11 protein-coding genes are annotated in these 12,546 nt (G+C 69.4%); 2 read left to right on the forward strand and 9 right to left on the reverse strand.

Annotation, left to right across the window (positions count from 1 at the left end):
* Positions 1–17: 17 nt before the first annotated feature.
* From ACWEJX_RS11065 to ACWEJX_RS11080, 4 genes are all read right to left on the reverse strand, one after another.
* On the reverse strand, positions 18–845 hold the full coding sequence (locus ACWEJX_RS11065; protein ID WP_451607190.1) for a hypothetical protein: 828 nt from the start codon (positions 843–845) through the stop codon (positions 18–20).
* Between the two features lie 142 nt (positions 846–987).
* Entirely contained in the window at positions 988–1,722 is a 735-nt protein-coding gene (locus ACWEJX_RS11070; RefSeq protein ID WP_451607191.1) for an SDR family NAD(P)-dependent oxidoreductase, read from the reverse strand.
* Positions 1,686–2,471, reverse strand: coding sequence for a 2OG-Fe(II) oxygenase (locus tag ACWEJX_RS11075; RefSeq protein WP_451607192.1), 786 nt, complete (start codon positions 2,469–2,471; stop codon positions 1,686–1,688). The genes ACWEJX_RS11070 and ACWEJX_RS11075 overlap by 37 nt, the downstream gene beginning before the upstream one ends.
* Entirely contained in the window at positions 2,461–3,519 is a 1,059-nt protein-coding gene (locus ACWEJX_RS11080; protein ID WP_451607193.1) for a hypothetical protein, read from the reverse strand. The genes ACWEJX_RS11075 and ACWEJX_RS11080 overlap by 11 nt, the downstream gene beginning before the upstream one ends.
* Before the next feature lie 842 nt (positions 3,520–4,361).
* Between ACWEJX_RS11080 and gltX the strand changes: the two genes are divergently transcribed.
* Positions 4,362–5,738 carry a glutamate--tRNA ligase gene (gltX, locus tag ACWEJX_RS11085; RefSeq protein ID WP_451607247.1) on the forward strand — a complete coding sequence of 459 codons (1,377 nt, stop codon included), beginning with the start codon at positions 4,362–4,364 and terminating at the stop codon, positions 5,736–5,738.
* Positions 5,739–5,875: 137 nt separating this feature from the next.
* Entirely contained in the window at positions 5,876–6,175 is a 300-nt protein-coding gene (locus ACWEJX_RS11090; protein WP_403788324.1) for a DUF1876 domain-containing protein, read from the forward strand.
* Between the two features lie 103 nt (positions 6,176–6,278).
* On the opposite strand, the gene ACWEJX_RS11095 is transcribed toward ACWEJX_RS11090, so the two are convergent.
* The 5 genes from ACWEJX_RS11095 to ACWEJX_RS11115 form a co-directional block, all read right to left on the reverse strand.
* Positions 6,279–6,905, reverse strand: coding sequence for a CBS domain-containing protein (locus tag ACWEJX_RS11095; protein ID WP_451607194.1), 627 nt, complete (start codon positions 6,903–6,905; stop codon positions 6,279–6,281).
* A gap of 81 nt (positions 6,906–6,986) precedes the next feature.
* Complete coding sequence (locus ACWEJX_RS11100) at positions 6,987–8,309, reverse strand: serine hydrolase domain-containing protein (RefSeq protein WP_451607195.1); 1,323 nt, start codon at positions 8,307–8,309, stop codon at positions 6,987–6,989.
* An 85-nt stretch (positions 8,310–8,394) separates the two neighbouring features.
* Positions 8,395–10,341, reverse strand: coding sequence for an FAD-dependent monooxygenase (locus tag ACWEJX_RS11105; RefSeq protein ID WP_451607196.1), 1,947 nt, complete (start codon positions 10,339–10,341; stop codon positions 8,395–8,397).
* 116 nt (positions 10,342–10,457) lie between these two features.
* Positions 10,458–11,123, reverse strand: a complete 666-nt coding sequence (locus tag ACWEJX_RS11110) for a GntR family transcriptional regulator (protein WP_451607197.1) — start codon at positions 11,121–11,123, stop codon at positions 10,458–10,460.
* A 158-nt stretch (positions 11,124–11,281) separates the two neighbouring features.
* The gene (locus ACWEJX_RS11115; protein ID WP_451607198.1) at positions 11,282–12,454 is read right to left on the reverse strand and encodes a CaiB/BaiF CoA transferase family protein; all 1,173 of its coding nucleotides are present in this window, start codon (positions 12,452–12,454) and stop codon (positions 11,282–11,284) included.
* Between the last annotated feature and the right edge of the window lie 92 nt (positions 12,455–12,546).

Consider the following 12,546-nt stretch of genomic DNA (forward strand, 5'->3'; position numbering starts at 1 on the left):
GGCGGAACGGTGTCGCGTTAGCCGTCGTTGACGACAAGACTCCCGAACGCGTCCGACAGGGAGCTCTGAAGGGTCAGGTAGTCGGCGCCGATGAGCGCGTCAAGCTCGGCCGGCAGTTCCGTGGCGGTGAGCACCGGGTGCAACGTCAGATCGAGTTCGGCAAGGTCGTTGTTGTCCGAGAGGCCGGTGACAGTCGCGAAGACACCCTGCAGTGCGGTGCCCGGCGCCTGCGCCGGATCGCCTACTGCTTCTCGGAAGTTCTCCTGAACCTGATCGATGGTGAGGGAGGTCAAGTCGACCATCTCGAGTGTTGCACTCCATGCCTGGTTGAGAGCATCGCTGAGTTGGACCTGTGCCGATATCGCCGACACCGCAGCCTGGGCGTTCTGCTGTGCAGCCTCTGCTTGCGCAGCGGCAGCCGCGGAGTCGCCGGCGTCCGTCGCGCCGTCGCAGCGTTCGATGGAGGTGACGAGCGCACTGAGTGCGTCGACGAGGACGAGCTGCTGGGCCGCAAAGCGGGCTACCGTGGCGTCCGGCTCATCGATGGGCAGGGCCTCCTCGACCAGGAACGCCGAGGTCGTGGTCACCTCGTCGAAATCCGACCGCGACGGGTCATTCGCGAGGCGCTGGTAGCGGTTGCCCACCCACCACGCGCCGAAGCTGCAGATCCCGAGAGTGGCACCGACCGCGACACCGGCCAGTGCACCGACGCCGCTGGCTGCCCCGATACCGGCAGCCGCAAGGCCTGCCACCCCGAGGACGACCGCTGCGTCGTTGGACGCGACAGCAGCGTTGGCAGCGGCAGTTTTGGCCTTTTGGCGCTCTTCGGGGCTGATCTCAGTCATCTCACTCATCTCCCATCGGCTTACCCGCCCGCCGTCTCCGCTCTCGCCTCAAAGTGGCCGCCGCACTGCCGCGCGCCGCCCCGGGGAATGCATCCGATCGGATCGACCGTGAATTCATGTCCACGCTCTCGCCTGTCATGGGTCAGGGAATTCCAGACATCAACAATCCGGTATCGTTGCCGCTGATCAATTTCCGCACACCGCCCACAACCCGCTGAGCGGCGGACTCGCTTTCAAACCGCGCTGGACATATGGCGTTGGCGCGCACGGAGTACGGTGCCAGCTCAAGCGACAAGTACATCGTCAAGGTGTTGAGTGCCGCCTTCGATGCTGCATAGTAGGCTTGGCCAACGTCTTTGGCCACGTACAGGCTGGATACGCTGGAGACATTGACAACGCTACGGTTCCACCGACTGTTCTCTTCGGTCTGATCTTTCCAACACGCTTGAAATACCGCAGACGCAAGTTGGATGGGGGCGACTGCGTTGACGAGCAGTTGCGCAACGGCTTCGTCCCCGGACTCCCACAACTCAACGAGACGGCCGAGGAATTGCACGTCGGCCGCCGCGTTGATGATCGAGTCGACGCGGCCGTGCCGAGCCTGGGCAACCTCCACCACGCGGCGTATGTCCTCGCGGCTCAGCAGGTCTGCCTGGACGCAATGGATCGCAGGGAGATTCCGTGACGTGGACTGGGTCGTGCCGACCGGCCATTGAAGCTGGGAAGCCACCTTGGGAACCGTTGTGTGATAGGCGGCAACGACTTCATGATCCTGCGCGAGATCTGCGCACAGAAGTCGGCCGAGCCGACCTCCCGCGCCGGTGATCAGACAGACCGGTTTCATCGCCAACTCCGGCGGTTCGCCGCATCGGGCCATCGCGACTCCGCATCATCCACCGTCGTGTGCAACCACAGGATGATGCTGTTGCGCCGGCGACGCGGATTGGCGATGAATCGATGGTATGAGTGAGGTGAGCACTCGAACAGCAGCAGCGTGTTGTTCAGGGGAGGCACCAGCACGACGCTTGTCCGATCTCGTTGCTTTTCAGCACCGTAGAGACCCGTCTCGCCACCGTCACCTTCGGACCATCCGTCGTTGCAGAGGTAGTAGATCATGGTGGCGGCGCGAATGTACTCCTGCGGGTTCGCCGACGCCTTCTTGGGTCGCCCGGTGAAATAGTCACACGCGGAACGATCAGGGAAGAGAAAGCCATTGACGTCAGTGGGTTCGTTGAACCATCCGGAACAGAAATCCGTGTGGATCCATCCCGTGCGACTGCCTTCGGGGCTTGAATGCAGGGCGGCATCGACGCGAAGCATATCGGGTACGGTAACAAGCTCACGGAGCGACTTTATCCAGCTGCCCAAGAAGAACGGTTCGAAAAGGTTCGCGATACTGCTGTCGATGGACAGCATCTGCGCATCGTAGTTCGATGTTCCCCTCTTCAGGGTGTATCGGCTCTTATGCTGGTCATCGGCATCGAGAAAACTCCGAAACGCCAACGACACCGACTGATAAGAGGCATCGTCGAGCACCTCCGAAGCCCGCCAGTGGCGGAATGGCGTGCGGTAAGCCCACCAGTCACCGGTCGGCAACCCGGGCATGTTCGGATTCTCATCCTTCATGAGAATCTCCGCGGTCAGGCAACCGGGGGCTGACCCCCGGTGCAAACCTCGGCTTCTGGAATTTGGCACGGTTCGACATCTCCGCGACGGGTTTGGCTTCTTCTTCCTCTGCAAGAACCACCGGTGGATCGGTTTCTTGGCCAGGTCTCGGCTCCGGTCCAGGCTCCGGCTCAGGTCCAGGTCCCGGCTCGGGTCCAGGCTCTGGCTCGGGTTCCGGTTCTGGTTCGGGTTCGGGCTCTGGTTCGGGTTCCGGCTCGGGTTCGGGTTCCGGCTCGGGTTCGGGTTCGGGTTCGGGTTCGGGTTCCGGATCTGGTTCGGGTTCGGGTTCCGGCTCGGGTTCGGGTTCGGGTTCGGGCTCTGGTTCGGGTTCGGGTTCGGGTTCCGGTTCGGGTTCGGGTTCGGGTTCGGGTTCCGGTTCGGGCTCTGGTTCGGGTTCGGGTTCGGGCTCCGGCTCTGGTTCGGGTTCCGGCTCCGGTCCACCCGATTCCGGATCGATCAGGTCTTCCGTCTGCTGCACAACGAGATCCGCGCTTTCCGCGAACGCGTTCAGTGCGAGGCCAGTTGCGGCGATCGCGGCACCCACGGGAGGGGCGAAAATGGCGATGATCCCGCCAAGGATCGTGAGGAATCCACCCAGAGACTCGGCTGCCGCCACAGTGTCGTTGACAGCTGTTTCAAGGCTTTCGAGGTCCTGTACGTTACTCCACGAGTCGATAGCCGTCTCAATCTTGCTGACGACTTCTTGGGCTTTGGATTGAGCCTCCTGAGCCTGCGCCCCCAAAGCCTGGGCCTGCGCATCAACGGCTGCCGGTAGAGCCGCCGCTCTTGTTCGCAGGTCGTCAAGCGATGCCGCGTTTCCCAGGGATCTCGCCAACTGACTTGCTACAGAGGTTACTTCCTGCACCTCAGGAGCTGATTCCGGGACAGTTGTGTCGATCACGTCCGCCGCGGCGATGCTCTTGTCAAGTGAATCCTGGGCCGCTTCCGCTTCAGGGTTCACTTGACTGATCGAGGTGTCGAACATGCTGAAGATGCCATTCTCGATCATTGCGATCTCCCCTTGCCGAGGTCACCGACTCGGACCGGTGCGTACGGTGCTCTCGCTAAGGCGGCGACTCTTTCATCGAGCCGCCCAAACCAGTCCGCACGTCTCGTCCGTCATGCTGCAACGAGCCACGAACGCCTCGGCATGCTCGTGGCAACCACTCTTTGACGACCGCACCGAGGTCGATCCACTCGGGTGCTTCCTGATTCTCAAGGTCGGACCGGAGTGCCCGACCGGCTGCGCAGCCCTGTCCCTCGCCAGCGGTGTCCACGCCGTAAGTATCAATTAGGGAAGGCCTGTCGATAGCATCTGACTCCAGGATCTCAAGGCTGCAGCAATCCGCAACATCGAAGCTGATCCCAGTCGTCATGCACCCGCAGCTCGACCGGCTGACGGTCGCGCCGGCCGGAGCTGCTTTGTCGTTTGGTCGGTGGGGCCCAACCGCCTCCGGACCGCCAAGTCCGTCGAGTCCCACCGTTCGGGTGCCGCATCCCGCGTCTGGTTCCCGTGTTGCTCTTCAGCCGGTGGATCCGTAGGTGTTCTCCCGTCTGTTGGAGGCGGCGTGGGAAACCGTCATGTGCCTGCCGAGCTCGCCGCGGAGGCCGGCGCACGGGGAGGCGCCGGACGACTGGGCATCAAGGATCTGCGTCTGCTGCTGATGCGGGTCTTGTCTCTCCCGTCCGACCAGACAGGCAGACGCGCGCTCGGGTGCGCCGACGTGCAGGGAAGCGAGGGGCGGGCGGGCGGGCGGGCGGGATGGTCCGGCGAGGGTGTCCGGCGTCGGTACTCTGAGGCGCATGTCTACCGCCCCGGTTCGTGTTCGTTTCGCCCCGTCCCCGACCGGCATGTTCCATGTCGGTGGTGCACGGTCCGCTCTCTACAACTGGGCGGTGGCGCGACAGTCCGGCGGCACGTTCGTCCTGCGGATCGAGGACACGGACGCGGCCCGGAACAAGCCGGAGTGGATCGACGGGATCGTGAACGCGCTCGCGGCGATCGGCATCCACGGCGAGGACGCGGCCTTCGAGGGCCCGTACTTCCAGTCGCACAACGCCGACCGGCACCGGGACGCGGCCCAGCAGCTCTTCGCGGCCGGCCGGGCGTACTACTGCGACTGCACCCGGGAGCGGCTGAAGGAGCGCACCGGGTCGGACCACCTCGGGTACGACGGGTTCTGCCGGGAGCGAGGGCTGGCCTTCGAGGAGGGCCGGGCGCTGCGGTTCCGGACGCCGGACGAGGGCGAGACCGTCGTGGTCGACCTCATTCGCGGGGAGCCGGCGTTCCCGAACTCCGCGATCGAGGACTTCGTGATCGCCCGCGGTGACGGGTCCCCGGTCTTCCTGATCGCCAACGTCGTCGACGACCTGGACGAGGGCATCACGCAGGTCATCCGCGGCGAGGAGCACCTGTCGAACACGCCGAAGCAGCAGCTGCTGTGGGAGGCGCTCGGCGCCAGGCCGCCGGAGTGGGCGCACCTGCCGGTGATCGTGAACGAGAAGCGGCAGAAGCTGTCCAAGCGCCGTGACAAGGTCGCGCTGGAGGACTACCTGGCCGAGGGCTTCCTGCCCGAGGCGATGGTGAACTACCTCATGCTCCTGGGCTGGGGTCCGGGTGACGACCGGGAGATCATGCCGTACGAGGAGCTGGAGCAGCTCTTCCGGATCGAGGACGTCAACACCGCGCCTGCCTTCTTCGACGTGAAGAAGCTGACGGCGTTCAACGGCGAGTACATCCGCGCGCTGTCCCCGGAACAGTTCGCCAACGCCTGCGCTCCGTGGCTCGTCGCCCCGTACGCGCCGTGGGCCGCGGAGGCGTTCGACAAGGACCTCTTCGAGGCGGCGGCCCCGCTGGCCCAGACCCGACTCGCCCTGCTGTCGGAGATCACCAGCTACGTCGACTTCCTCTTCCTCGACGCGCCGGCCTGGGACGCGGCCTCGTGGAACAAGGCGATGAAGGCCGGCGCCGGTGACATCCTGTCCGACGCCCGTGCCCAGCTGGCCACCGTCCCGGACTGGAAAGCGGACGACCTGAAGGCCGTCCTGCTCGCCGTCGGCGAGAAGCACGGCCTCAAGCTGGGCAAGGCCCAGGCGCCCGTCCGGGTCGCGGTCACCGGCCGCACGATCGGACTCCCGCTGTTCGAGTCCATGGAGCTGCTCGGGCGGAACCGCGTGCTGGCCCGCCTGGACGCGGCGGTCGAGAAGCTCGCCGCCGCGCAGGCGTAGCGTCCGTCCACCGGGCGGCGTGGCAGTACGGACGGGTGCACGGCCGCCGGTGGCGGGATACGGGGCGGTGGCGGGATCCTGGAAGGAGACGGCCGCGCGTCGGTCTCGCGTGGCCGCAGGGCACGAGGAGGCAGGCCATGACACGGCACCTGGAGTGGAAGGTCGGCCTGGATCTGGTCGAGGACAACGGCAGGACCAAGGCGGAGGCCCGCCTGGACACCGGCACGTCGAAACTCACCGGCCACGGCTCCGCGCGGTGCAACCCGACGGACGTGGACGTACCGGTGATCGGCGACGACCTCGCCGCGAGCCGGGCCATGACGGATCTGGCCGGCAAGCTGATGAGGGAGGCCAACCGGGAGATGGAGGCCGTGGGCGCGGACACCGTGCCCCAGCGCACCGGACCCGGATACGGCTGGCCGGAGGCGGTCCAGTAACCGACCGCCCCGCGTCCCGGGCCCGCCCATGGCGGCGCGCCCGGGACGCGTCACGCCTGGCTCAGACGCCTTGCTCAGACGCCTGGCTCAGACGCCTGGCTGCTCAGTCGTCCGCGCCGTCGGTTTCGTCCTCGTCCTCGTCCTTGCCCTCGTACACCAGCCGGTCCACGACCTCCACGACGCCGTCCACGTCCTCGCAGAGCCGTACGAAGATCGGCGCGAGGCTCCGGCGCGGCAGCGTGCCGGTCAGGGTGACCCGGCCCTCGGCGACGTCGATGTGGAGGGAGGCGGCGGAGAGGCCGAGGATGCGGGTGACCACGTCCTCCACGATCTCCTCCTGGATGGCCCGGTCCCGCCGCAGGAACAGCTGGAGCAGGTCGCTGCGGCTCAGCACGCCGATCAGCTGCCCGTCCGCGTCCACCACCGGCAGCCGCTTCACCCGGTGCCGCTCCATCATCCGGGCCGCCTCCACCGCCGTCCAGGAAGGCCGGGCGACGACCACCGGGCTGGACATCATCGCCTCGGCGGTGCTCGGACCGTCCTTGGCGGTGTGCCGGCGCAGCAGATCCGCCTCGGAGACCACGCCCACCGGCCGGTTCGCCTCGTCGACCACCGGCACGGCCGTGATGCCGTACTCGTCGAGCAGCCGGGCGATCTCCTTGAACGGAGTGCCCGGCTGCACCGTGACCGCGGTCGGTGTCATGAGGTCGGCGACACTGCGGTGCCTCATCGTTCGTCCCGTCCCTTCTCGACTCCTTTGTCCATGATCCCTCACGGGCGCGAGCCGGGGTACGGAGGGCCCTGAACCGCCTCAGGAGCCCGGGGAGGACGCGGAGGCCGAGGACGAGGCCGAGGACGGGGCGGTCGCGTGCGGCTCGGTCGACTGCGGCAGGTTGAACACGTGCTGCGGGCTGACGATCTGCGTGATCGCCTGCCCGAACAGCGTGCTCGGCTCGACGCCGTCGTGCAGGACGTCGGTGTTCAGCAGCACGACCAGGGTCGCCTGGTGCTCCGGCAGGTAGATGGTCAGGGACTCGTAGCCGGGCAGCGAGCCGTTGTGCCCGATCCAGCCCTGGACGTCGAAGATGCCGAGGCCGTACCCGGTGCCCGGGATGCCGGACGGCCCGGTCCTCAGCCGCTGCGCCTGGGTGTCGGCGGTGAGCAGGGTTCCGGTGGCGACCACCTTGGCCCAGGTCCGCAGGTCCTGGAGGTCGGAGATCATCGCGCCGGCCGCCCAGCCCCAGGAGGGGTTCCAGTCGGTGGAGTCCTCGATCTGCCCGGAGGCCGTCTGGTTCGTGTAGCCGTGGGCGTGCGGCTCGGGGAAGGCCGCGTCCGTCGGGAAGATCGTGTGCCGCAGGCCGGCCGGTCGCGACACGTTCCTGGTGATGAAGTCGTGCAGCGGCATGCCACCGACCTTCTCAACGACCAGACCGAGCAGGATCAGGTTGGTGTTGCAGTACTCGAACTGCGCGTTCGGCTGGAAGTTCACCGGGTGCCTGAACGAGTAGTCCAGCAACTCGTGGGGCGTGAAGGGGCGGTCGGGATTCGAGGTGAACGCCTTGTAGAAGTCCGGGTCCGCCGAGTAGTTGAACAGACCGCTGCGCATCCCGGCCAGCTCGCGCAGGGTGATGCGGTCCCCGTTGGGCACGTCGCTCACGTACTTCCCGATCGGGTCGTCCAGGCCCAGCTTGCCCTGGTCGACCAGTTCGAGCAGCGCGGTCACGGTGAAGGTCTTGGTCTCGCTGCCGATCCGCATGTAGAGGTTCGGGGTCATCTGTTGCTCGGTCACCTTGTCGGCGACGCCGAAGGAGCGGATGTACTGGCCCTTGCCCGGGGCGGACAGTGCCACCATGACGCCCGGGACGTTCGCCTCCTGCATCACCTGCCGTATCGCGTCGTCGAGTTGCGCGTCGACGGCGGGGGAGAGCTGTGCGAACTCGTCGCCGGAGGGGGACGGAGGCGGGGTGGTGCCCGCCGGGCTCTCCTGGCTCGCCGTGGCGGCGGTGCCGGTGGGGCCGAACGGGCCGGACGCCACCGCGCCGTACGCCGCTCCCGCGAGCGCCGGTACGGACAGCGTCCCGGTCAGGGCCACCCCGATGCAGAGCCTGCGCCAACGCGCCTGTGAGTTCCTCACGGCAGCCTCCTGCCGGCCGAGGGCAGTACACCCTCTCCCAGGCTAGGCCCGCCTTCGATTGCCCGCACGGCGGGCCCGCAGCAGCTCAGACACGGAAGACGCCCGTGAGGTACGCCTCCAGGGAGGCCGTCGCCGGCGGCTGCAGCCGGGCACCGAGATACCCGTCGGGCCGCACGAGAAAGGCGGTTGGCGCGTGTACGGCGTACTGGCGGGCGAACTCGCCCCGCGCGTCCCGGTACACGGGTACCGCAGGCATGCCGAACCCGTCGTCGGTCGCCGCGTCACCGGGCACCACCGCGCACGCCCGCACCGCGCCGCCGGACAACTCGGCTGCCCGCTCGACGAGTTCGGCGACCCGGTCGGCCCACTCGGGGTCGCCGACACCGTAGAGCAACAGCACATGACCGCGGTCCCGCAACAGGTCGTACAGGCGCAGGGGATAGGCGGCGAGCGGCTCGGTGAGACCCGTGCAGTCCGGTGCCCGGTCGCCGGGCCGCGGTTCCGCGCCCTCGGCGCCCGGGTCCGCGCCCTCGGCGCCCGGGTCCGGGCCCTCGGCGCCCGGGGCCGGGCCAGATCCCTGGGCCAGGTCCGGGCCTCGAGCTGCGTCCGGGCCCCGGTCTGCGTCCTGGCCCCGGTCCGCGTCCGGGCCCCGGTCCGCCTCTGCGCCCCGTTCCGCGTCCGGGCCTCGGTCCGCGCCAGGGTCCGGCTCCGGGACGGCGACGATCGGGCTGTCCCGGTAGCCGACGAGCAGCTGCGCCTCGCGCAGCAGCAGCCTGGCCGGGGCCTCCGGATCGGCCTGCACGCCTTCTTTCGAGTGCCGTACGGTACGGCCGACGACCTCCGCGCCGACCGGGCGGCGCTCGGCGTCGTAGCTCGCGAGCAGGCCCGGCGCCGCCGAGCCCGCGGCCGCCAGGGACAGCTTCCAGGCCAGGTTGTAGGCGTCCTGGATACCGGTGTTCATGCCCTGCGCGCCGGTCGGCGGATGGATGTGCGCGGCGTCACCGGCGACGAACACCCGCCCCGCGCCGTACCGGTCGACCAGCCGGTGACTGATCCGGAACACCGACGACCAGCGCAGCGCGGAGGCGGTGACCCGGCGCGGCGAAAGGCGGTCGAGCACCGTCTGGATGTCCGAGAGCGACGGCGCCCCGTCGCCGCTGTCCAGGCCGTGCGTCACCTCGTCGGCCACGGCGTCCGCCATGCTCTCGGTCCCGCCGGCCGTGGCGAGCTCGGCCCGCCGGGCCGCGGAGAGTTCGGGCGGCACCGTCATTGACATCCGGTACCGGCGGCGGCCCGGCAGCGGAATGCCCACCAGCACCTCGTCGGGGCGTCCGGCCGCGCCCCGGTGCGTGGAACGCACGCCGTATCCCGGCGGCAGGTCCCAGTCCACCTCCACGTCGCCCAGCATGAACTCCTCGGGGAACGCCCCGCCCTCGAAGGCCAGCCCGAGCCCCTTGCGCACCGCGCTGTGGGCGCCGTCGCAGCCCACCAGATACCGGCAGCGCACCTCCTCCTCGACCGGCGGCCCGCCGCCCGCCGCCGCCCCGTCCGCCGCCCCGACGAGCCGGGCCGTCACCCCGTCCTCGTCCTGCTCGAAGCCCGCCAGCTCCGTGCCGCGTTCGATCGGCGTGCCGAACCGTGCCAGGAACTCCTCCAGGATCCGCTCCGTCTCGTACTGCGGCAGCGCCGCGAAGCGGTACGGCACGTCGTCGGGCAGCGTCAGCTCCAGCCGGGGCCGCTCGACGCCGTCCACGTACGCGAGCTGCCCGCGCAGCGGCACGGCCGTCTCCAGCGCCGCCCGCACACAGCCCATCCGGTCCCAGATCTCCAGCGTGCGCGGCTGGACGCCCACCGCCTTGGCATAGGGCAGACGGGCCGGCAACCGGTCGACGATCCGCACCGCCGTGCCGTGTCGGCGCAGCTCGGCCGCCGCGGTGAGCCCGACGGGGCCCGCGCCGACGACGAGGACGTCCAGGACCGGACCGGATGAGCCCCGGAGCGTGCCACGGAGGGTGTCGCGGTCGTTGCGCATCGTCGGTGCCTCCCGGTGTACGGACGACCCCTCCTCCATGGTCGGCCGCGCTCCCTGGCCTCGCACCCGGCCACGAACCCGGCCACGAACCCGACCACGAACCGGTCGCACACCGGTCACTCGCGGCCGAGGACCTCGCGGAGCGCGGCGACGGCGTGGCGGCGGTGCTCGTCGAGCCAGTGGAGTGCTGCGGCCCGGTCGTGTTCGAGCACGGCCGAGATGACCGCCCGGTGCTCGTGGACGGCGAGCACGCGGTGCGAGCCGTCGGTGTAGTACAGCGAGCGGTACGCGTCGGTCGCGTCCCACAGGGTGGTGATCAGGCGGACCAGGCGAGGCATGCCCGAGGCCTCTATGAGGGCGAAGTGGAAGCGCCGGTTGGCCTCGGCCATCGCCGACACGTCGCCCGCGTCCGCCGCCCGCTCCACCTCCGCCTGGATGCGCTCCAGGGAGTCGAGGAGGCCGTCCGGCGCGCGGGCGAAGGCGGCGGTGACCGCCTCCGTCTCCAGGAGCCCGCGGATCCGGTAGATCTCCTCCAGGTCCGCGAGCGACAACTCGGCGACGAAATAACCCCGGTGGACGTGGTGCACCACCAGGCCCTCGGCCTCCAGCGTCTTCAGCGCCTCGCGCAGCGGCACCCGGCTCACGTCGAGCCGCGCCGCCAGCGTGTCCTGCCTTATCGGGTCGCCGGGCCGCAACTCGCCGCTGGTGATGGCCCGGCGCAGCTCCTCCAGGACGAACTGCTGGGCGGTCGGCGGCCGCCTCCTCTCCACCGTGCTGCTCATCGGTCGTGCCCCTTCCCTCGACTGCGTGGCGTACATCTTGCTACGGCGCGCCGACAGACCGTCGTGGCCTGTGGACAACCTGCCGCCGGCCGCTCTCCGCGCCTGTGGACAACCGTCGCCGGGCCTGTCAGCCGCCGGGCCTGTCAGCCGCGGGGCCGTCAGCCGCCGGGGCGCAGGCCCAGTTCCGCGAGGACCTCGGCGGTGTGCTCGCCCAGGCGCGGGGGAGCGGAGCGGTAGGCGGCCGGGGTGGTGCCGAACGAGACCGGGTGCGCGACCTGCCCGGGTCCGGCGGCCGCGTCGGGCACCCGCGGGCCGAGGCCGAGCCGGTCGGCGAGCGCGAAGGCGCCGGCCAGGTCGTTGATGGGGCCACAGGGCACCCCGGCCGCCGTCAGCTCCTCGAACCAGGCGTCGGCGGTGCGCTCGGCCAGCCGCTCGGACAGCGCCGTCGCCAGCTCCTCGCGGTGCGCGACCCGGGCCGTGTTGCTGGCGAACCGCGGATCGTCGGCCAGTCCCGGGCTGCCGATCCGGGTGCACAGGGCCCGGAACTGCCGGTCGTTGCCCACGGCCAGGACGAGCGGACGGTCGCTCGCCTCGAACACCTCGTACGGGGTGATGCTGGGGTGCCGGTTGCCCAGTGCGCGCGGCACGACGCCGGCGGCGAGATGCGCGGCGGCCTGGTTGGTGAGTGCGGAGAGCAGCGAGGTCAGCAGCGAGACCTCCAGACGCTGCCCCTCACCGGTGCGTTCGCGGTGACGGAGCGCGGCGAGGACGCCCATCCCGGCGTGCAGTCCGGTGATCACGTCCACGAGCGCCACGCCCGCCTTGGTGCCGGTCCCGCCGGGCTCCCCGGTGACGCTCATCAGCCCGCCCATGGCCTGCACCAGCAGGTCGTAGCCGGGCAGGTGCGCGCCCCCGGCCGAGCCGAAACCGGTCACGGAGCAGTAGACGAGACCGGGGTTGGACGCCCGCACCTGCTCGTATCCGAGGCCGAGCTTGTCCATGGTGCCGGGACGGAAGTTCTCCACGAGCACATCGGCGCGGTCCACGATCGCCCGGGCCGTCTCCAGGTCGGCGGGGTCGGTCAGATCGAGCGCCACGGACCGCTTGTTGCGGTTCACGCCGAGGAAGTAGGTGGCCTGCCCGTCGGCGAACGGCGGGCCCCACGCGCGGGTGTCGTCGCCCGTGCCCGGACGCTCGATCTTCACCACCTCGGCGCCGAGGTCCGCGAGCAGCATCGTCATGTACGGGCCGGCCAGCACCCGGCCGAAGTCCGCGACGACGATTCCGGACAGGGCGCCGGGCGGGGCGGCCTCGGGCTGTTCCGCGTGCATACCGCTCCTCTTCGTCGGCGATGCGTCGGCGATCGGATCCAGGACGTCGGATCCAGGACCCGAGATCCCGAACATCGGATCCAAAACCATGG

The organism is Streptomyces sp. NPDC004788 (assembly GCF_053601115.1).

Excerpts from the sequence above, each read along its gene's own strand:
- ACWEJX_RS11075 (WP_451607192.1), bottom strand. The coding sequence starts at position 2,471 with ATGAAGGATGAGAATCCGAACATGCCCGGGTTGCCGACCGGTGACTGG.
- gltX (WP_451607247.1), top strand. The coding sequence starts at position 4,362 with ATGTTCCATGTCGGTGGTGCACGGTCCGCTCTCTACAACTGGGCGGTG.
- ACWEJX_RS11080 (WP_451607193.1), bottom strand. The coding sequence starts at position 3,519 with ATGATCGAGAATGGCATCTTCAGCATGTTCGACACCTCGATCAGTCAA.
- ACWEJX_RS11115 (WP_451607198.1), bottom strand. The coding sequence starts at position 12,454 with ATGCACGCGGAACAGCCCGAGGCCGCCCCGCCCGGCGCCCTGTCCGGA.
- ACWEJX_RS11105 (WP_451607196.1), bottom strand. The coding sequence starts at position 10,341 with ATGCGCAACGACCGCGACACCCTCCGTGGCACGCTCCGGGGCTCATCC.
- ACWEJX_RS11090 (WP_403788324.1), top strand. The coding sequence starts at position 5,876 with ATGACACGGCACCTGGAGTGGAAGGTCGGCCTGGATCTGGTCGAGGAC.
- ACWEJX_RS11065 (WP_451607190.1), bottom strand. The coding sequence starts at position 845 with ATGACTGAGATCAGCCCCGAAGAGCGCCAAAAGGCCAAAACTGCCGCT.
- ACWEJX_RS11110 (WP_451607197.1), bottom strand. The coding sequence starts at position 11,123 with ATGAGCAGCACGGTGGAGAGGAGGCGGCCGCCGACCGCCCAGCAGTTC.
- ACWEJX_RS11070 (WP_451607191.1), bottom strand. The coding sequence starts at position 1,722 with ATGGCCCGATGCGGCGAACCGCCGGAGTTGGCGATGAAACCGGTCTGT.
- ACWEJX_RS11095 (WP_451607194.1), bottom strand. The coding sequence starts at position 6,905 with ATGAGGCACCGCAGTGTCGCCGACCTCATGACACCGACCGCGGTCACG.